Source organism: Caballeronia sp. dw_276 (genome assembly GCF_018449635.1).
Taxonomy (GTDB): Bacteria; Pseudomonadota; Gammaproteobacteria; order Burkholderiales; family Burkholderiaceae; genus Caballeronia.
The window spans coordinates 205,900-227,010 of the sequence record NZ_JAAVUV010000012.1; the positions used below are offsets into that span (position 1 = coordinate 205,900).

Sequence of the window (21,111 nt, forward strand, 5' to 3'; positions counted from 1 at the left end):
ATGCGTCCGTCATCAATTCATGTTCCACATCATTCTAACGAGAATTCAGTAAAGCACCGGAGCTTAGCGCATCGGCGCGGCCGGGGACGGCCCAACGGCAACCCCGACGCGGCACGCGGTTCTTTTCGACACTCACCTATGGTGTAATGCCGCCATGGATATTGGCACCCAATTCAAGACCGTCGCGCTCGTGGGGCGCAACAATACGCCCGGCATCAGGGAGCCGTTGACGGCGCTCGCCGCCTGCATTGCGAAGCGGGGCTTCGAGGTCGTGTTCGAAGCGGATACCGCGCAGGAAGTCGGCGTGACCGACTATCCGGCATTGAGCGCGCCCGAGATCGGCGCCCGCGCGGACGTGGCAGTCGTGCTGGGCGGCGACGGCACCATGCTCGGCCTCGGCCGGCAACTGGCGCCCTACCGCACGCCGCTGATCGGCGTGAACCACGGGCGGCTCGGTTTCATCACGGACATCACGCTCAGCGAAATGCAGGAACTCGTTCCGCAAATGCTGGCGGGCAGCTTCGAGCGCGAAGAGCGGACCTTGCTCGAAGCGCGCATTGTCCGGGACGGCCTGCCGATCTATCACGCGCTGGCGTTCAATGACGTCGTGGTAAACAGAAGCGGCTTTTCGGGCATGGCGGAATTGCGTGTCTCCGTGGACGGCCGCTTCATGTACAACCAGCGCTCGGACGGGTTGATCGTGGCTACGCCGACCGGGTCGACCGCTTACGCGCTCTCATCGGCTGGACCGATCCTCCATCCGCAACTGGGCGGATTCGTACTCGTGCCCATTGCGCCGCATTCCCTTTCCAACCGGCCGATCGTCCTGCCCGACGATTCGCGGGTGGAGATCCAGATCATCGGCGGGCGTGACGTGAACGTGAACTTCGACATGCAGTCGTTCACCGCCGTGGAACTGAACGACACAATCGAAGTGCGGCGTTCGCGTCATACCGTGCCGGTGCTGCATCCGGTGGGTTATAGCCACTACGCCACGCTGCGCAAGAAGCTGCACTGGAACGAATATCCCTCGCACGAAGACGTTTCGAAAAACTAAGACCCTCATGCTCCGCCATTTATCGATTCGGGACTTCGTCATCGTTTCCGCGCTCGACCTTGAGTTCGAACGCGGCTTCACCGTGTTTTCAGGCGAAACCGGCGCGGGTAAATCGATTCTTATCGATGCCCTCGCGCTCACGCTCGGTGCCCGCGCCGACGCCAGCATCGTGCGCACGGGCGAAGCGCGCGCCGACATCACGGCCGAGTTTTCAACGCACGCGCAGGTCGTGCAGTGGCTCGACGAACATGCGCTCGCAACCGGCGATGGCGACACGGTCATGCTCCGGCGCGTGGTCGATTCCGGCGGCCGGTCTCGGGCGTTCATCAACGGCACGCCGGCAACGCTCGTGCAATTGCGCGAACTGAGCGAGATGCTCGTCGATATCCACGGCCAGCATGCGCATCAACTATTGATGCGCCCCGACGCGCAACGCGAACTCTTCGACACGCACGCAGGCCTTATCGAAACCGCGCAGAAAGTCGCCCGGACACATCGCGTGTGGCGCGACGCAACGCATGCCGTGGAGCAGGCGCAAAACCGCGACCGCGAGTTGCAACTGGAACGCGAGCGCCTTGCATGGCAATTGAGCGAACTCGACAAGCTCGCGCCGCAGTCCGGCGAATGGGAAGAAGTGAGCGCGGAGCATCATCGGTTGTCGCATTCGGCTAGTTTGATCGATGGCGTGCAGGGTGCGCTGAACGCGCTGTCGGAATCCGACGAAGCCATGATCACGCAGCTTTCCGCGATCGTGTCGAAGCTGCGCAGCCTGGCCGATATCGATCCGGCGCTCTCCGATGTACTTGCTTCGCTCGAACCCGCCGAGATCCAGTTGCAGGAGGCGTCGTACTCGCTTTCGCATTACGCCCAACGCCTTGAACTTGATCCGAACCGTCTCGCGCAGGTCGAGCATCGGATGGATCAGTTGCATTCGGCCGCGCGCAAATTCCGCATGCAGCCGGTAGCGTTGCCCGAGGAGCATGCGGAGCGCCGCCGCCAGCTGGCCGCGCTCGATGCCGCCGCCGATCTCGATGCGTTGCGCGCCGCCGTGGCGAAAGCAAAAGAGGCGTATCTGGCTGAAGCGACGGTGTTGTCGAAGGCGCGCGCGAAGGCCGCGAAATCGCTCGGCAAGGCCGTCACTCAAGGGATGCAGGAATTATCGATGGTCGGTGGGAGCTTCGAAGTCGCGCTCGTTCCGCTCGCCGAAGGTGGCGCGTACGGGCTTGAACAGATCGAATTCCGCGTGGCCGGTCACGCCGGCGTGACGTTGCGGCCGCTTGCGAAAGTCGCTTCGGGCGGCGAACTCGCGCGGATCAGCCTGGCGCTGGCCGTGATTGCAAGTACGGCCAGTCCTACGCCTACCTTGATCTTCGACGAAGTGGATACGGGAATTGGCGGCGGTGTGGCGGAAGTGGTCGGACGCTTGCTGCATCAGCTCGGCCGCGACCGTCAGGTGCTGTGCGTGACACATCTGCCGCAAGTTGCGGCGCGCGGCGATCACCACTTCCAGGTGGCGAAAGCCGGCGATTCGGCCGGCGGTACGGTCAGCACGGTTACGCCATTGGATAAGTCGAAACGCGTGGAAGAAGTCGCGCGCATGCTGGGCGGCCTGGAAATCACCGCAACCACACGCAAGCACGCGAAGGAAATGCTGGCGGCGTAGGACGAGACTTCAGTCGTCTCAAGCGCTGCGGGCCACATCTACTATTACCCTTGCCTTCCTTTTGCCTCGTAGGCGCATGTCTCTTTCTATAAGTCTCGTGATAGACTAAGTCACCCTAGCTAAGCCACCCAAAACCACCATGCCTACCATCACTGTCAACATGCACGAGGCGAAAACCAACCTCTCGCGGCTGGTCGAGAAGGCGGTGCAAGGCGAATCCGTTGTAATCGCCAAAGCCGGCAAGCCGATGGTGCGAATCGTTGCCATAGACGCTCAGCCCCCGGCGAGGAAGAAACGGATCGGATTCCTGGCCGGTCAAGTCACTGTGCCTGATGCCCAGACGTTCAACGACCTGGCCAGCGACGAAATCGCCGCGATGTTTGGCGGTGACGAATGAAGTTGTTGCTCGACACGCATTTGTTGTTGTGGACTGCCGTTGCAAGCGCAGAAGTTCGCTCGATTGGCTCGCTATCAGACGAAGCGCGCGGGCTTATCGAGGATGAGGAAAACGAACTAATGTTCAGTGCGGCCAGCGTCTGGGAAGTAGCGATCAAGAACGGCCTCGGCAGACCTGACCTCAAAGTCGATCCTCACCTGTTTCGTCGAGCGCTGCTGGACAACGGCTATATCGAACTGGTTATCAGCAGCGCTCACACCGCGGCCGTAGGCAACCTGCCCGACCATCACAAAGACCCTTTCGACCGGTTGCTGATTGCACAAGCCACGGTCGAAGGGATCACATTGCTGACCAATGACGAAACCGTCGCCAGGTACGCAGCGAGCCCGATTCGCCTGGTCAAGTAAAGCCGCTATTTCCCGAACACCCGCCCCCAAAGTCCGCTAACAGCCACCCTCTCAGCCGCCACCACATTCGGCTCGACCCGCGCCTTTTCCATTCCATCGAGCCGTAGCGTGTGCTGCAACTTCCGGTATCGCCGATAAGCCGCAGCCACGGTTTCGGCCTCATCGGCGCTCATCAAACCAAACCGGGCGGCATGCCCAAGCAGCGAAATATTGCCGAGGTTGCGCACAAACTCGCCGTCCTCGCGCGAGTGCAGCAACACCCAGAACTGCACGATGAACTCGATATCCACCATCCCACCACGATCGTGCTTCAGGTCGAAGAGCTTGCTTTTGTTCGGATGGCCGGCGTACACGCGCTCGCGCATCGCGACGATCTCGTGAGCAAGCGCCTCAGCGTCGCGTTGCATGGTCAGGACTTTGGATCGGATTTCCTCGAAGTGCGCGCCGATCTCGGCATCGCCGGCGCAAAATCGCGCGCGCGATAACGCCTGATGCTCCCAGACCCAGGCCGTATTCGCGGCATCGCCTTCACGTATCTGGTAACGCCGGAACGACTCCAGGCTCGTCACCAGCAAGCCAGATTCGCCGTTCGGACGCAGACGCAAGTCGACATCGAATAACGTGCCCGCGCCAGTCGCCGTCGTGAGCCATGTAACGAGGCGGCGCGCGAACATGGCGTAAATGTCGCTGGCGGAATCATCGGGGTCGTCGTGGAGGAAGATCAGGTCGAGGTCCGACGCGTAACCCAGCTCCTTGCCGCCGAGCTTGCCGTAAGCGATCACCGAAAAACGCGGCACGTCGCGATGACGCTTCGGGAACTGCGCCCAAACGGTTTCGATGGTGACATCGAGCACGGCATCGGCCAGCGCCGAAAGCAGGTCGCTCACGTGCTCGACCGTGATCTTGCCGCTCAGATCGATCAGCAAGATGCGAAACACCTCGGCCTGGTGCGCGTGCCGCAGCAGGTCCATTTGCTGTTCGGCGCCATCGGCGGCGGCCATTTGCGCGCGCAAGGTCGTGCGGAATTCCTGCCAGTCGAACGGGCTGGAAATGACTTCGTCGTCGAGCAGTTCGTCAAGAAGCTGCGGGTGACGGATCAAGTAGCCCGCAGCCCAGCGCGATGCACCCAACACCGCCAGCACGCGTTCCAGCGCGGCCGGATATTCGGTCAGGAGCGCAAGGTAGGCGCCGCGCCGGCTGACCGCTTCGAGCAGGTCGAACAGCCGCGCAATGGTGTCGCCGCGCCGCTCGGGCGGTTGCGCTTTCTGCGCGGCCTCGAGCGCGCGCTGGGCAATGATGTCGAAGCGTTCGCGGCTGCGCGCCGGCAAACCTTCGTATCGCGTCGATGTCCACACGGAGCGCAAGCGCGCGAGTACGGCGGGGGCATCGGTGAAACCGAGTTCAGTGACGTGCTCGATCAGTTGCTTTTCAGCGCTCTCGTCGGCCAGCGCGCTGCTCCAGACCCACGACGCCGCCGAATCCTCCGCCACGCCGCAGCCGCCGTCGCCGTTCACCTTGTCGGCGAAAATCTGGTCGAATTGATGCTCGACACGCGCCCGATGCGCTTCCAGCGCGTCCTTGAGAGCGGCGTAATCGGCGAAGCCCATGGCGCAGGCGACCACCGCGCGGTCCTCCGGCGAGACCGGCATGGCGTGCGTTTGCGCGTCGTTTCTATATTGCAGGCGGTGTTCGAGCTTGCGCAGAAACAAGTACGCGTCGCTGAGTTCGGCGCGCACCGTCTGCGATATCAATCCATAAGATGCCGCCTTCTGCAGCACGGACAGGGTCGGACGGACCCGCAGATCGGCAATCTGGCCTCCCCGCATCAACTGGAATACTTGCGCGCTGAACTCGATCTCGCGGATGCCGCCGCGGCCGAGCTTGATGTCATCGGCTTTATCGGGACGCATGGATGCACGCCGTTGCGCTTCCTGACGGATCTGCACATGAAGCCCGCGGATGGCGTCGATCACGCCGTAGTCCAGGTATCGCCGGTAGATGAACGGCATGGCAAGCGCATCGAGTTGCGCCGCGAGCCGCTGCGCGGATTCGCTCGCGGCCTCGGACACCAACCGCCCTTTGATCCACGCATAGCGTTCCCACTCGCGGCCTTGCACGTAGAAATACTCTTCGAGCATGCCGAGTCCGCATGCCAGCGGACCGGCGTCACCATTCGGCCGCAGGCGCATATCGACGCGAAAAACGTAACCGTCTTCCGTCACCTCGGCCAGCGCGCCAATCAGCTTGCGCCCGAGCCGCGTGAAGTATTCCTGCGTCGATAAACCCGCCCGTTCCCCGCCCGCCGTCTCGCCATCGTCCTCATAAACGAAGATCAGGTCGATATCCGACGACACATTCAACTCGCGCCCGCCGAGTTTCCCCATGCCCACCACGCCGAGCGTCAGGCGCTGCCCGTCCTGTCCGCGCGGCTCGCCGAAGGTGGTCTCCAGATCCGCCGACAACACCGCCAACGCCCGCTGAATGGTCAGCTCGGCAAGGTCGGTCATGGCGCCGGTGACTTCGGCGACATCGGCAAGACCGGCCAGATCGCGCTCCATCACCGTGCAGAAAACCTCGCCGCGCAACTTGCGCAATGCGGTCTTGAGCTTCGCTTCATCAAAGCGGGCGCCGCTTGCACACACATCGCACAACGCATCCAGCCGCTCTTCGATCCACGCGCGACGCACCGGCGCCTTCGACCATTGCGCCACTTGCACCGGCAGTTCGGGACGCGCGGCGTACAGGCGCGCCGCGTAGTTGGAGGCGCTGGAACTCAGCAAGGAAGCTTCGGTCATGGAAAGTCGGGCTCGGTCATTGCTCTTCAAACTTGTCCGGCAGTCGCCGGGGCTTTTGTAACAAAGTGCGCGCAATACGGGAAAGGTCCATCTGGCGCGGCTTGGCGGCCGCATCGTAGCGTCTCCCCGCAGTTTTTTGAACTGCGCGCTGTGTTACATTTCAACGTCAAATCTCGAAAACCTACCATATCGCCGACCCGCCGCCGCATGTCCGACCAAAAGGAATTTGCCGACCTGCCAGAAGCTGTACCAATGAAGCTTGGCGGTCGAGTCGAGCGCGTTTTGACGCGGGCGCTCAAAGTCCTTCTGGTGCTGGTCGCCGTGGTGTATTTCGCGGTCGCCGGCATTTACCTGGTTCTGCGTTATGCCGTGCTGCCTCAGATCGATGCGTTCAGGCCGCGCATCGAGCAGATGGTATCGACGAAGATTCATGCGCAACTGCATCTCGGGCGGATCACCGCGAGATGGTCCGGGCTGCAACCTTCCTTCGATATAGACAACCTGCGCATCGACGCATCCGATGGTTCGCCCGGCCTGGCCGTCCCGCACGCCAGCGCCACAGTCGCATGGCGCTCGCTGCTCGGGCCCATTCCGGTGCTCTCGAACCTGACCGTCGATGGACCCGACGTCATCATCGCGCGCAACAAGGACGGCACGATCAGCGTGGCCGGCGTGCCGATTCCCGCGAAACGCACCGGCAACAACACGTTCATGACCTGGCTCCTGAGCCAGCAAGCCATCGTGCTGCGCGACGGGACCTTGCGATGGCGCGACGCGGAGCGCGGCGCGCCGGAACTCGCGTTGAAACGCATCAAGCTCGCAATTCTCACCGAAGGCAACCATCACCGCCTCGCGCTTCAGGCGCCGCCGGATGGCGACGTGCTGCATGGCCCGCTCGATTTCCGCGCCGATTTCAGCCATACGCGTTTCAGCACTGCAGGCCGTCCGGAGAACTGGACGGGCGACGCCTATTTATCGACGGGACCGGTCGATCTGCCCACGCTCGCGCGCTACGTGAAGCTGCCGTTCGCAACCTACAGCGGCCGCTTCGACAACCGCATCTGGCTCGACTTCGCCGACGGCAAACTGAAGACAGCGGGCGGCGAGTTGACCGGCTCCGAGATCGCGTTGCGGGTTCGCCCGACGCAGCCGCGCCTCGACATGCCGATCGCTAAATTCAACTGGGATCTCGGGTTTCAGGACAACGAATACACGCTGCACATGGGCAATCTGCAGGCAGAACTTGGTCAGAAACCCATGTCCGACGGCACGCCGGTCTCGCGCCTGCTCGCCATGCACACGCTTACCGGCAAGTACCGCGCGGCGACCGTGAATGCCGGGCAGAAATTCGGCGTGTCAGGCGATTTCGTGGATCTCGGCATTCTCGGCGAATTCATGCGCGCGCTGCCTTTGCCGGCGAAAGTGCAGAACGATTTGATTCGCTTCGATCCGCGCGGCCAGATTGCCAACTACACGCTGGAAACCGAACGTCCGCCGCCGACCACGGCCGCAGAGGCGCAGGTGCAACGCGAAAAAGGCACGGAGCCACCCACGCGATACACCGTCAAGGGCGACCTGCGCGGCGTGAGCGTCCTGGCGCAGGAACCGCCGCCCGGACTCACGGCGAACAACCATCCGCGCGCCGGGATTCCGGGCGTGGAAAATCTGTGGGGGACGATCGACGCGGATCAGGATCACGGCAGCGCGGTCATCGATACGAAAAATACCGCGATCACGCTCCCCGGCGTCTTCGACAACCCGCGCCTCGTACTCGATCAGATCGATGGCCGCGTGAGCTGGACCGTCGCGAATGCGCCCGGCAAGCCGCACAAGGCGATCACGGCGCACGTCGACAACCTGCACGTGAAGAACGCCGATGCCGAAGCGCACGCCACGGCCGATTACAAGAACGAGGGCGAAGGACGCGGATCGCTCGACCTGAAGGCGACGGCCGACTATCTGAAGGTGACGAGCCTCACCAACTACTTGCCGACCAGCATCAGCGAGAAGTTGCGGGTTTATCTCAACCACGCGTTGCAGGCGGGCGTCTCGCGCAACGGGACCATCGAGATTCATGGCGACCTGACGAAATTCCCCTACTCCCGTTTCCCCGATGCCGGCCAGTTCCGCATCGTCGCGCCGTTCAGCGGCGGCAAGTTCGAGCCAACGCCCTATCCGCCCAAGACCATGGCCAACGGTACGCCGAACCAATGGCCGGCTTTTGATGGTATCGACGGGACGTTTCATCTGGCCGAAAACAAACTCGGCTTCGATATCACGCGCGGCCATTACCTGGGCGTGGGCGTGAGCAAGACCACGGGACGCATCGATGATCTGGGCAATCGCGAATCCAAACTGATCATCGACGCCGACGCGCACGGTCCGATCACGGACATGCTGCGCTATGTGGAAGACAGTTCGCTCGGCTCGCTCTCGCAGCACGTTGCGACGAAAATCCACGCGACCGGCAACGCCACACTCGCCCTGCAATTGCTGATTCCGCGGGTCGCGCCGCCGCCCGGTCAGCGGCAACGCGTGGGTTACAAGGGATCGCTGACCTTCGCCGGGAACGATCTCGAATACGAGGCGTTGCCGCCGTTGTCGAATCTGAAGGGGCGGGCGAGTTTCGGTGAAAAAACGGCATCGCTCGATGGCATCACGGGCAAGTTCCTCGGCGGCGATGTGCGCGGCACGGGCGGCGTGAAACCGGATGGAAGCTATGCATTCAATGTCACCGGTCGTATCGGCGCGGACGCGGCGCAAAGCCTGAACTTGCGCAATCAGGCGCAGACCGTTGCGCTGCTCAAGCATCTCAGCGGTACCGCGCCCTACGACCTGCGCGTGCGCGGCGTGAAAAACGCGTTGCCGCGCGTGGAAGCGAATTCCGACTTGACCGGGCTCGGCCTCGACTTCCCGGCGCCGTTCAACAAGGCCCAGGGCACACCGATGCCTTTCACGTTCACCTTTGCGCCCGTCGCCGGATCGCAGGTCGAGCACGACGCGAAGCTCACGCTCGGGCCCGTCAACGCGCATTACCTGCTCAAGCGCGAGGGCAAGGCAACCCCGGTCGTGGAGCGTGGTGCGATCGGCGTGAACAAGCCTGCCGACCTTCCCGCCGATGGCGTGACGGCAGCAGTCGACCTGGATGAACTCGATGCCGATGCCTGGCGCAAGACCATCTCGGACCTGGGTCCCATGCCTGCGCCGCAACCCGTTCAACTCCCCGACGGTAAAACTCCATCCGCCGTCGCGAAACAGTTCATCCCCAATCGCGTCGCGTTGCACTTCACCACGCTCAAGCTGCTGGCGCGGCGCTGGGAAAATGTGGCCATAGGCGCCACGCGCGGTAGTGGCGCCGATGACCGGCAGTGGCAGGCGAACATCGCGTCGAATCAGGTTTCGGGATATGTGGAATGGATGCCGGGCGCGACCAAGGAAAGCCCGGGCGCATTGCAGGCGCGCTTCGCCAAGGTCGTGATTCCGAACAAGACGGAAAACGACATGGTCGGGCAAATGATCCGCAAGCCGCCGCCGAGCAACATGCCGTCCATCGATTTGATCGTGAACGAACTCGTGGTGCGCGAACGCACGCTCGGGCGGCTGGAAGTCAACGCGCGCAATGGCGTGGAAGACGGCGTGCCGGTCTGGCATCTGGACAAGCTGGACCTTTCGAACCCGGACGCAAAGCTCTCCGCCACGGCCAACTGGCGCACGATTCCCGGTGCGGGTGGATCGCACCCGGAAACCGATTCCGACGATGACGCCCCACGCCGCACCGCCGTTGATTTCAAGCTCGATATCCTCGATGCCGGCGCGCTCGTCGAACGCATGGGTTTGCCGCAGACTGTGAAGAACGGCAAGGGCACGGTCACAGGCCAGCTCGGTTGGGACGGCAGCCCCGCCGCGATCGACATGCCCACGCTCAACGGCCGGGTCGCCGTCGATTTCGAGCATGGCCAGATCCTGAAAGTCAAAAACGCAGCGGCCGCCAAATGGCTCGGCGTGTTCAGCCTGCAAAGCCTTGCGCACTTTCTGACGCTGAATTTCCAGGATGTCGTCGGCAAAGGGTTGCCGTTCGAGAAGATCACCGGCACCGCCACGGTTCAGGACGGCATCGGACGAACGAACGATTTCAAGATGATCACCGCGCCGGCGCGCGTCGAACTGACGGGTCTCGTCGATTTGCCGAAGCAAACGCAGGACATGCACGCGAAGGTCATCCCGACCATCAGCGCGGGCGCCGTCGCTATCGGCGCTGCCGTGATCAATCCGCTGCTTGGACTCGCCACGCTGGCCGGCGATCTGGTGCTGTCGAAGTCGATCGGCAAGGCTTTCACCATCGACTATTCCATTACCGGCCCGTGGTCGAAACCCGTCATTCAGCGGGTCAAAGGCGATCAGGGTAAGATCGAAACTCCCGCTGCGGCCGTGGCGAATTGAGCGGTTTTACAGCGCTCTTTGCTGCTGTTGACGGCGAATCGATCGTTTATCGTGCCCTTTTTAAAAGGCTGACATGAGCGAAAGCACTTCCGAGAATTTCCGCGTCGCCGCGCTGCAAATGGTCAGCGCGCCGGATCGCGACCGTAATATCGCGGAAGCCGGGCGGCTGATTGCCGAGGCGGCGCGCGACGGCGCACAACTCGTGCTGCTGCCGGAATATTTCTGCTTCATGGGATTCAAGGACACGGACAAGCTCGCGATCCGCGAAACGCCCGGGCATGGGCCGATCCAGCAGTTTTTATCGGATGCGGCGCGCGAGCACCGGGTCTGGATCATTGGCGGGACCTTGCCTCTGGAGTCGCCGGAAGCATCGCGCGTGCTCAACACCACGCTCGTCTTCGATCCCACCGGCAAGCAGGTCGCCCGCTACGACAAGATTCACTTGTTCAACTTTGAAAAAGGCACGGAATCCTTCGATGAAGCCCGCACCATCTGCCCGGGCAGCGAAGTGCGTACGTTTGAAGCGCCATTCGGACGAGTGGGTTTGTCGGTCTGCTATGACCTGCGTTTCCCCGAGCTATACAGAAAGATGGGCGATTGCGCATTGATGGTCGTGCCGTCTGCGTTCACCTACACGACCGGCGAGGCCCACTGGGAAACCCTTCTCAAGGCGCGCGCGGTCGAAAACCAGTGCTACGTACTCGCCGCCGCGCAAGGCGGGAAACACGAGAACGGCCGCCGGACCTGGGGCCACAGCATGTTGATCGACCCGTGGGGCGAGATCGTGGCCGTGGTGGAAGAAGGTCCGGGCGTGGCGGCGGGAAATATCGACAAGGCACGCATCGCGTCTGTCCGGCAAAGCCTGCCGGCCTTTCGTCATCGCGTGCTTGGTTAGCTTCGGGGTTAGCTCCAAGGCTAGCTTGTTTGGTTGGCTTGTTTTTTTCGGAGTACCCCTCCATTTGGTCAGGGTGTGGCATAAATGCTCCGACGTTAGAATGCTTTTAATCCCTACAGACTTCGCCACAGGCACCGAATGAACATCATCGAACCCGGCATCCGAAATCTCGCCACCGCGAAAGAGATTCTTCTGACGCCTTACGGCCTCGACGAATCCACGATTACGCGCACGCTGGCGGAGATTTTCACGCACCGCGTTGACTACGCGGATCTCTATTTCCAGTCCACGCGCAGCGAGGCATGGAGCCTGGAGGAAGGCATCGTCAAATCGGGCAGCTTCAGCATTGATCAGGGCGTGGGCGTGCGCGCCGTGTCGGGTGACCGGACCGCGTTCGCGTATTCAGACGATTTGTCGCCCGATTCGATTCGCCAGGCGGCCATTGCCACGCGGGCGATCGCGAAGGCCGGTGGCGGCAAGCACAAGATCAAATCGGCGAGTTCGCTGACCGGCGTGTTCGGGCGCGACCTTTATTTGCCGTCCGATCCGCTTTCATCGCTCGATGCCACCGCCAAGGTGAAATTGCTTGAACGCGTGGAGCAAATGGCGCGCGGGCGCGATCCGCGGATCGTCCAGGTGATGGCCGGTCTGGCCGGCGAATACGACGTCGTGCTCGTCGCACGCAGTGACGGTGCTCTGGCCGCCGACATCCGGCCGCTAGTGCGTGTTTCCGTGACCGTGATCGCCGAGAAAGATGGACGCCGCGAGATTGGCAGCGGCGGCGGCGGCGGACGCTACGACTACGCCTATTTCACCGACGAAATCCTCTCCACCTATGTCGACCAGGCCGTGCACGCGGCGCTGGTCAACCTGGACGCACGCCCTGCCCCTGCCGGCGCCATGACCGTTGTGCTCGGACCGGGCTGGCCTGGCGTGCTGCTGCATGAAGCCATCGGCCACGGACTGGAAGGCGACTTCAACCGCAAGGGATCGTCGGCGTTTGCGGGCCGTATCGGCGAACGCGTGGCGGCGAAAGGCGTCACGGTCGTCGATGACGGCACGCTGCCAAACCGGCGCGGTTCGCTCAACATTGACGATGAAGGCAATCCCACGCAGTGCACCACGCTGATCGAGGACGGCATTCTGAAGGGTTACATCCAGGATTCGCTGAACGCGCGCCTGATGAAAATGCCGGTGACGGGCAACGCGCGGCGCGAATCGTACGCGGCGCTGCCCATGCCGCGCATGACCAACACGTACATGCTCAACGGTGACAAAGATCCGGGCGAAATCCTGGCATCGGTGAAAAACGGCTTGTATGCGGTGAATTTCGGCGGTGGCCAGGTTGACATCACCAACGGCAAGTTCGTGTTTTCGGCGTCGGAAGCCTACATGATCGAAAACGGCAAGATCACGTACCCGGTGAAGGGCGCAACGCTGATTGGCAGTGGTCCGGAATCGCTCAAGTACGTGACCATGATCGGCAACGACATGGCGCTCGACGGCGGTGTGGGCGTGTGCGGCAAGGAAGGTCAGAGCGTGCCGGTGGGCGTTGGTCAGCCGACGTTACGCATTGAAAAGATGACGGTGGGCGGCACGGTTTAACCGGGTTTTCGCACCTTCCGCACGCGCGCCACTTCCTGGAAGTGAGCGTGGCATGCGGGAAAACCGCATCAAAGCCGCGTGTTCCTCGCGAAAATAGCATCGGCGACGCGGATTATCCGCATTTTGTTACCTTGCAACTTGCCAGCCGCGCAGGTTTGAGGTTATAAAGCAAGACGTTCAATTTTTACCAAACGACCAAAACCTCATGTCCGCCAAGTTTTATTTTTATTTCTTTTGGCATCTCAAGCCGCTGGCGGATCGAGAGGGGTGAGTCGTTTGTGTTGAACCCAAGTTTCCCGAAAAACCGCCAGCCGAGCCTGGCGGTTTTTTTATGCCTTTTTGTTTCATCACTTCGAATACAGCACCAAAACGAGTTCCTGGAGAACCAGCATGCCCCCGCACAACACCGACGATGTCCGAATCCGCGAATTGAAAGAACTGACGCCCCCCGCTCACCTGATCCGGGAGTTTGCGTGCGCCGAGCCGGTTTCAAGCCTGATCTACAACTCGCGCCAGTCGATGCATCGCATTTTGCATGGCATGGAAGACCGGCTGATCGTGATCATCGGGCCGTGCTCGATCCACGACACCAAGGCGGCGATGGAATATGCCCGCCGTCTGGTCGAGCAGCGCAAGCGCTTCGCGGGCGAACTTGAAATCGTGATGCGAGTGTATTTCGAGAAGCCGCGTACCACGGTCGGCTGGAAGGGCCTGATCAACGACCCGTACATGGACAACAGCTTCAAGATCAACGACGGCCTGCGCACCGCCCGCGAATTGCTGCTGCACATTAACGAGCTTGGCCTGCCGGCCGGCACCGAATACCTCGACATGATCAGCCCGCAGTACATCGCGGACTTGATTTCGTGGGGCGCGATCGGCGCACGGACGACGGAGTCGCAAGTGCATCGCGAACTGGCTTCTGGGTTGTCGTGCCCGGTCGGCTTCAAGAACGGCACGGACGGAAACGTGAAGATCGCCGTGGACGCGATCAAGGCCGCGTCCCAGCCGCACCATTTCCTGTCGGTGACGAAGGGTGGGCATTCAGCGATCGTATCGACAGCCGGCAACGAGGATTGCCACATCATCCTGCGCGGCGGCAAGGCGCCGAACTACGATGCGCAAAGCGTGGACGCGGCGTGCAGCGACATCGGCAAGGCAGGTTTGGCAGCACGTTTGATGATCGATGCAAGCCACGCAAACAGCTCGAAGAAACAAGAGAACCAGATCCCGGTTTGCGCCGATATCGGCAAGCAGATTGCCGGCGGCGACGAGCGGATCGTCGGCGTGATGGTGGAATCGAATCTGGTCGCGGGTCGTCAGGACCTGAAGGAAGGCTGCGAGCTGGTCTACGGTCAAAGCGTGACCGATGCATGCATCAGCTGGGAAGACAGTCTGGGCGTGCTGGAAGGGCTGGCCGCCGCCGTCAAGCAGCGCCGTGTGGCGCGAGGCAACGGCAACTAAAAAGCCAAAGGCTGCGGAGATTGCTTCGCAGCCTTCTTAATTTACAGCTTGCGCTCGTGATTCCACAACACGTCCGACCCGCCATCCGCGCGATTCAGCACGCGCGCCAGAACGAATAACAGATCCGATAGCCGGTTCACATACTTACGCGGCTCGGCGTTGATCTTGTCCACCCGGCCAAGCGCGACAATCGATCGTTCCGCGCGCCTGCAAACCGTTCGCCCAACGTGCGCGAGCGATGCCGCCCGTGATCCGCCCGGCAGGATGAATTCCTTCAGCGGCGGCAGGTTGGCGTTGTACTCGCCAATCCATTCATCGATACGCGCAAGATGCGCTTCTTCGATCATCGAATGGCCGGGAATGCAAAGCTCACCGCCAAGATCGAAGAGATCGTGCTGGATCGCGACCAGCGCGGCGCGGACATCGTCCGGGAGCTTTTCGCACAGCAGCACGCCGATCTGCGAATTCAGCTCGTCCACGTCCCCAATGGCCGCAATCCGCGCGTCGCCTTTCTGCACGCGGCTGCCGTCGCCTAGTCCGGTCGAGCCGTCGTCGCCGGTGCGCGTCGCTATCTTGCTCAGGCGATTGCCCATGTTGTCTCCCAAGTTGCACGCCAACGCCGGTCAGCGTTCGCGTTCATTATAGGCATCGCGGGGGAACAGACCGGGCGCGGGCTGGACTTGGGGTATCGGCGTAAAATGAACGCATAAAACGCACGAATCCCGCATGCCATTGCCGGATTTCGTGCATCCCAACGTCCATCACATCGATGTCCGGAGACAGCCGTGAACCACCCCGTTCCTCCAATTGCCGTTCGTCGCACCTTTCCGGCCGCCCTCCTCGAATCGCTGAAAACCGCTTTCGGTGATCGCGTCTCGACCACGGCCGCCGTGCGCGAGCACCACGGGCGCGACGAATCGCCGTTCGATCCGCAATTGCCCGACGCCGTCGTGTTCGTGACGAGCACGGAAGAAGTCCAGACCGTGGTGAAACTTTGCGCCGAACACAACGTGCCGGTGATTCCATACGGCAATGGTTCGTCGCTGGAAGGTCACTTGCTGGCGGTGCAAGGCGGCGTGTCCATCGACATGTCGGGTTTGAACCGCGTTTTATCGATAGACGCCGAAGACCTGACGGTCACCGTCCAGCCGGGCATTTCGCGCAAACAGTTGAACGAAGCACTGAAGGACACGGGCTTGTTCTTCCCGATCGATCCGGGCGCCGACGCCAGCATTGGCGGGATGTCAGCCACGCGCGCGTCGGGCACGAACGCCGTGCGCTACGGAACCATGCGCGAGAACGTGCTTGGCCTGACCGTCGTGCTGGCCGACGGCCGCGTCATCAAGACCGGCACGCGCGCACGGAAATCCTCGGCGGGATACGACTTGACGCGATTGTTCGTCGGCTCGGAAGGCACGCTGGGCGTGATCGTCGAGATCACCGTGCGGCTTTATCCGCAGCCGGAAGCGGTATCGGCCGCGGTATGCGCGTTTCCTTCAATGGGCGATGCCGTGCGCGCGACCATCGAAACAATCCAGATGGGCGTGCCGGTCGCGCGGGTCGAATTCCTGGATTCGCTGGCCGTGCGTTCGATCAACCGCCACTCGAACATGACTTTCCGCGAATCACCGATGCTCTTCTTCGAATTCCACGGCACGGAAAGCAGCGTGAAGGAACAGGCTGAAACGGTGCAGGCCATCATCGCGGAAAACCACGGCACGGATTTCGAATGGGCCACGCGGCCGGAAGATCGCAGCCGCCTGTGGAATGCGCGTCACAACGCCTATTTCGCGATGCTGCAACTGAAACCCGGTTGCCGCGCGGTGACCACGGACGTGTGCGTGCCGATCTCGCGCCTGGCCGAATGCGTGATCGAAACGGAGCAAGACCTGAAGGCAAGCACGCTGCCCTGCCCGATCGTCGGCCACGTTGGCGATGGTAATTTCCACGTCGCCATGCTGCTCGATCCCGCCAAACCCGAAGAACTCGAAGAAGCCGAGCGCATCAATCACCGGATCGTGCAGCGCGCGTTGCGCATGGGCGGAACGTGCACGGGCGAGCATGGCGTGGGGCTGCACAAGATGCAGTTCATGATCGAAGAACACGGCGAAGACGCCATCAGCGTGATGCGCTCGATCAAACACGCGCTCGATCCGAACAACCTGATGAATCCGGGCAAGATCTTCGCGTACGACGCTTGATCAGGAACAAACCTTAGGGAAACCACGCTCCGTCCCCGTAATTAGCCCAATCGACGGCGGGGACGCCCAGGTGCAAGATCAGGCGATCTGCTGTTGGACATGCTCCAGCGCACAAACCGCCGGGAGGAGACATGAACGCACCCGCCGAGCTTTCGCCGGAAATTCTCGCGCAACGTCAGCGTGAAGTGGTCCAGGCGTTGATGGCCGTATTGCCGACGCATTGCCTGTTGTATCGCGAGGAAGACACGGCCGCATATGAATGCGATGGATTAGCCGCTTATAGACGTTTGCCGCTCGCCGTTGCATTGCCGGAAACCGAAGCGCAGGTTCAGCGCGTCGTGCAGATTTGCGCGCGGCTGGACGTGCCCATCGTTCCGCGCGGCGCAGGCACGGGCTTGTCCGGCGGCGCAATGCCGATACGCCATGGCATCGTGGTGTCGCTTGCGCGTTTTCGCAAGATCATGGAAGTCGACCCGTATGCGCGCACCGCGACCGTTCAGCCGGGCGTGCGCAATCTCGCCATTTCCGAAGCCGCTGCGCCCTACGGGCTGTATTACGCACCCGATCCTTCGTCGCAGATTGCATGCACGATCGGCGGCAATGTCAGCGAAAACTCCGGCGGCGTGCATTGCCTCAAATACGGCCTGACGTGTCACAACGTGATGCGGGTGCGGGCTGTATCGATGGACGGCGATATTCTCGAATTCGGTTCACTCGGGCTCGACGCGCCCGGGCTCGACCTGCTTGCGGTGCTGATTGGCAGCGAAGGCATGTTCGCGATCGTCACCGAAATCACCGTCAAGCTGATCCCGAAGCCGCAAACGGCGCAAGTCATCATGGCGAGTTTCGACGACGTGGTGAAAGGCGGCAATGCGGTCGCGGCGATCATCGCGGCAGGGATCATTCCGGCCGGTCTCGAAATGATGGACAAACCCGCAACCCGCGCGGTTGAAGAGTTCGTCAAGGCAGGCTACGACCTCGAAGCCAAGGCCATCCTGCTGTGCGAATCCGATGGCACGCAAGACGAAGTGTCCGAGGAAATCGTGCGCATGACGGCAGTGCTGCGCGAGTTTGGCGCGAACCGCATCCAGATTTCGCGGTCGGAGGCCGAACGGCTGAAATTCTGGTCGGGACGCAAGAACGCGTTTCCGGCGGCCGGGCGGATCTCGCCGGATTATTACTGCATGGACGGCACCGTGCCGCGCCGCCAGATCGGGCCGTTGCTCGCGCGTATCGAAGAAATGGAAGTCAAATACGCGCTGCGATGCATGAACGTGTTCCACGCCGGCGACGGCAACATGCATCCGCTTATTCTCTTCAACGGCAACGATCTCGACGAATGGCATCGCGCCGAAGCGTTCGGTTCGGACATTCTCGAAGCGTGCGTGGAACTCGGTGGAACGGTGACGGGCGAGCATGGCGTGGGTATCGAAAAGATCAATTCCATGTGCGTGCAGTTCTCGCCTGAAGAGCGCGACACGTTCCATGCAATCAAGCGCGCCTTCGATCCCCCCGGCCTGCTCAACCCGGACAAAGGCATTCCCTCGCGCGCGCGCTGCGCCGAGTACGGAAAAATGCACATTCGCGGCGGTTTGTTGCCGCATCCGGAAATCCCGCGCTTTTAGGCCACGTGTTTATGCGCCGCATCTAAAACGCGCGATTGACCCCGGCTGCGGTTCAATGCGGGAAACATATCCACGTTTATACGAGTGGCCTTACCAACACGCGCCGATACACTGATCTTGAGCACCAAAACAAGCAATGAAACGCAGGACACCATGAACGAGGAAGACATTGTCGCGAGCTGGTCCGAGCGCGTGCGCGCCGCGACGGCGAGCAACACGCCTTTGCGCATTCGCGGCGGCGGCACGAAGGACTGGTACGGGCAGACGCTGCAAGGTGAAGTCATCGAAACGCGCGCGCACAGCGGCATTATCGAGCATGACCCGGCCGAACTCGTGATCACCGCGAAGGCGGGCACGCCGCTGCGCGAAATCGAAGCGCGACTGGACGAGTGCAACCAGATGCTGCCGTTCGAGCCGCCGCATTTCGGCCACGATGCAACCATCGGCGGCTGTATTGCTGCGGGACTCGCCGGCCCGCGGCGCGCCGCGGCCGGCGCGCCGCGTGATTTCGTGCTCGGCGCGGTGGTGATGAACGGCCAGGGCCACGTGCTGCATTTCGGCGGCCAGGTGGTGAAAAACGTTGCGGGCTACGATGTCTCGCGCCTGCTTGCAGGATCGCTTGGAACGCTGGGAATGATCCTCGAGGTATCGGTGAAAGTGCTGCCGAAACCTGTCGCCGAGATCACGCTCAAGTTCGAAATGAACGATACCGACGCCGTGCGCAAGCTCAACGAATGGGGTGGCCATCCATTGCCGATCACCGGCAGCGCGTGGCGCGATCATACGCTGGCGTTGCGCCTCGGCGGCGCGGAGGCGGCGGTGAAATCGGCCCGTACGGCGCTGGGCGGCGAAGTGGTCGATGCCGTGGAAGCCGATCGGTTCTGGTGCGGCCTGCGCGAACAGTCCGATCCTTTTTTCGCGGTGCTGCCGCCGACATCGGCTTTATGGCGCTTGTCGTTGCCCTCGATTGCCGAACCCATGCATCTTCCCGGGCCGCATCTGATGGAATGGGGCGGCGCGCAACGCTGGTGGATCACGGACGCCGACGCGCAGACCGTGCGCATCAGCGCAAAGCAGGCGGGCGGCCACGCGACCATTTTCCGTTCGGGTTCGTCGTACGACCGCAATGCGGGCGTCTTCACGCCCCTGCCCGCGCCCATGATGAAAATCCACCGTGGCCTGAAGGCCGCATTCGATCCCGCGCGCATCTTCAATCGCGGCCGTCTCTACCCCGACTTTTAAGCTGACCGACCTACGCAATGCAAACCAACCTCGCCGATTTCATGCGCAATACGGCCGACGGCGACGAAGCCGAGGCCATCCTGCGCAAGTGCGTGCATTGCGGATTCTGCACGGCGACGTGCCCGACCTACCAGATTCTCGGCGATGAACTCGATGGCCCGCGCGGCCGCATCTATCTGATGAAGCAGATGATGGAAGGCGCGCCGGTCACACGCAGCACGCAGCTTCACCTGGACCGTTGTCTCACTTGCCGCAATTGCGAAACGACGTGCCCGTCGGGTGTTCAGTATGGACGGCTGGTGGAGATCGGCAGGAAGATCGTGGAGGAGAAAGTCCAGCGGCCGTTCGGCCAGCGGGTGCAGCGCAAGTTGCTCGCAAATTTCCTGCCGAACAGCAAGCTTTTCACGCCTGCAATGAGGCTCGGCCAGCAATTCCGGCCGCTCTTGCCGAAGACCTTGCGCACGAAGATTCCTGTCGCGCAGCGCCCGCTCGCCATGCCGACCAACATCCACGAACGCAAAATGCTGATGCTTGCCGGTTGCGTACAGCCGGCCATGATGCCGAACGTGAACACCGCCACGGCGCGCGTTTTCGATGCCCTCGGCATTCAGATCCTGATTGCGCCCGACGCAGGATGTTGCGGCGCGATTCGCCTGCATCTGGGCTACAACGACGACGCCCTCGACGATGTCCGCAAGAACATCGACGCATGGTGGCCGTACGTTGAAAGCGGCGTCGAGGCGATCGTGATGAACGCTTCCGGTTGCGGCGCGACGGTCAAGGAGTATGCGCATTTGCTGCGCAACGATCCGGCGTACGCCGAGAAGGCTGCGCGCATCGTGGACATGACGCGCGATCTCGCAGAAGTGCTGCCGCAATACGAGGAAGAACTGAGCGCCATGGTCAGGCGGCGCGCCGTCCATACTGTCGCGTTTCACCCGCCGTGCACCTTGCAGCATGGACAGCAGATCCGCGGCCGCGTGGAGAATCTGCTCACGGCGCTCGGTATGGAAGTCCACCTTCCCGCCGATAACCACTTGTGCTGCGGCTCGGCCGGAACGTATTCGGTGCTGCAGCCGAAACTTTCCTACGCGTTGCGCGACCAGAAAATCGACAAGCTCGAGAAACTCGAACCGCAGATGATCCTGTCCGCGAACGTGGGGTGTATCGCGCATTTGCAAAGCGGCACGTCGACGCCCGTTGTCCACTGGATTCAGCTCGTGGAGCATCTGCTGTATGGCTAACGCTGACCGGCGCGGGCTGCATAGCCGCGCCGCGTCCGTATAATCGGGTCTCTGCTTCCTTGCGGCATCCGAGTCC

The 21,111-nt window shown here is 62.0% G+C and carries 14 protein-coding genes; 12 read left to right on the forward strand and 2 right to left on the reverse strand.

Annotated elements, in window-relative coordinates; genetic code table 11:
- Positions 1-154 precede the first annotated feature (154 nt).
- From HB633_RS24145 to HB633_RS24160, 4 genes are all read left to right on the forward strand, one after another.
- A complete protein-coding gene (locus HB633_RS24145) occupies positions 155-1,057 on the forward strand; it encodes an NAD kinase (protein WP_056356178.1) in 903 nt (300 codons plus the stop codon).
- Between the two features lie 7 nt (positions 1,058-1,064).
- Positions 1,065-2,720: a DNA repair protein RecN gene (gene recN / locus HB633_RS24150; RefSeq protein ID WP_213780635.1), complete on the forward strand. Its 1,656-nt coding sequence runs from the start codon at positions 1,065-1,067 to the stop codon at positions 2,718-2,720.
- Between the two features lie 139 nt (positions 2,721-2,859).
- Positions 2,860-3,117 (forward strand): type II toxin-antitoxin system prevent-host-death family antitoxin, encoded by a 258-nt coding sequence (locus HB633_RS24155; protein WP_213780636.1) that lies wholly within the window; start codon positions 2,860-2,862, stop codon positions 3,115-3,117.
- Entirely contained in the window at positions 3,114-3,524 is a 411-nt protein-coding gene (locus tag HB633_RS24160) for a type II toxin-antitoxin system VapC family toxin (protein ID WP_213780637.1), read from the forward strand. The genes HB633_RS24155 and HB633_RS24160 overlap by 4 nt, the downstream gene beginning before the upstream one ends.
- Positions 3,525-3,529: 5 nt before the next feature.
- Here the strand turns inward: HB633_RS24160 and glnE are convergent, their stop codons facing one another.
- Positions 3,530-6,349: a bifunctional [glutamate--ammonia ligase]-adenylyl-L-tyrosine phosphorylase/[glutamate--ammonia-ligase] adenylyltransferase gene (gene glnE, locus HB633_RS24165; protein WP_255581096.1), complete on the reverse strand. Its 2,820-nt coding sequence runs from the start codon at positions 6,347-6,349 to the stop codon at positions 3,530-3,532.
- 177 nt (positions 6,350-6,526) lie between these two features.
- Between glnE and HB633_RS24170 the strand changes: the two genes are divergently transcribed.
- From HB633_RS24170 to aroG, 4 genes are all read left to right on the forward strand, one after another.
- The gene (locus HB633_RS24170) at positions 6,527-10,759 is read left to right on the forward strand and encodes an AsmA-like C-terminal region-containing protein (RefSeq protein WP_213780639.1); all 4,233 of its coding nucleotides are present in this window, start codon (positions 6,527-6,529) and stop codon (positions 10,757-10,759) included.
- Positions 10,760-10,832: 73 nt separating this feature from the next.
- Positions 10,833-11,654 carry a carbon-nitrogen hydrolase family protein gene (locus tag HB633_RS24175; RefSeq protein ID WP_213780640.1) on the forward strand — a complete coding sequence of 274 codons (822 nt, stop codon included), beginning with the start codon at positions 10,833-10,835 and terminating at the stop codon, positions 11,652-11,654.
- Positions 11,655-11,792: 138 nt separating this feature from the next.
- Entirely contained in the window at positions 11,793-13,259 is a 1,467-nt protein-coding gene (gene tldD, locus HB633_RS24180) for a metalloprotease TldD (RefSeq protein WP_056356193.1), read from the forward strand.
- Between the two features lie 390 nt (positions 13,260-13,649).
- A complete protein-coding gene (gene aroG / locus HB633_RS24185; protein ID WP_213780641.1) occupies positions 13,650-14,723 on the forward strand; it encodes a 3-deoxy-7-phosphoheptulonate synthase AroG in 1,074 nt (357 codons plus the stop codon).
- A gap of 41 nt (positions 14,724-14,764) precedes the next feature.
- Here the strand turns inward: aroG and HB633_RS24190 are convergent, their stop codons facing one another.
- Positions 14,765-15,316 carry a cob(I)yrinic acid a,c-diamide adenosyltransferase gene (locus HB633_RS24190; RefSeq protein ID WP_213780642.1) on the reverse strand — a complete coding sequence of 184 codons (552 nt, stop codon included), beginning with the start codon at positions 15,314-15,316 and terminating at the stop codon, positions 14,765-14,767.
- A gap of 192 nt (positions 15,317-15,508) precedes the next feature.
- On the opposite strand from HB633_RS24190, the gene HB633_RS24195 reads away from it, so the two are divergent.
- The 4 genes from HB633_RS24195 to glcF all read left to right on the forward strand — a co-directional run bounded on the left by HB633_RS24195 (position 15,509) and on the right by glcF (position 21,035).
- Positions 15,509-16,924, forward strand: a complete 1,416-nt coding sequence (locus HB633_RS24195; protein WP_213780643.1) for an FAD-linked oxidase C-terminal domain-containing protein — start codon at positions 15,509-15,511, stop codon at positions 16,922-16,924.
- A 131-nt stretch (positions 16,925-17,055) separates the two neighbouring features.
- Positions 17,056-18,549: an FAD-linked oxidase C-terminal domain-containing protein gene (locus HB633_RS24200; RefSeq protein ID WP_056356200.1), complete on the forward strand. Its 1,494-nt coding sequence runs from the start codon at positions 17,056-17,058 to the stop codon at positions 18,547-18,549.
- A gap of 153 nt (positions 18,550-18,702) precedes the next feature.
- The gene (gene glcE / locus HB633_RS24205) at positions 18,703-19,791 is read left to right on the forward strand and encodes a glycolate oxidase subunit GlcE (RefSeq protein ID WP_213780678.1); all 1,089 of its coding nucleotides are present in this window, start codon (positions 18,703-18,705) and stop codon (positions 19,789-19,791) included.
- A 17-nt stretch (positions 19,792-19,808) separates the two neighbouring features.
- Entirely contained in the window at positions 19,809-21,035 is a 1,227-nt protein-coding gene (gene glcF / locus HB633_RS24210; protein WP_213780644.1) for a glycolate oxidase subunit GlcF, read from the forward strand.
- The last annotated feature ends 76 nt before the right edge of the window (positions 21,036-21,111 follow it).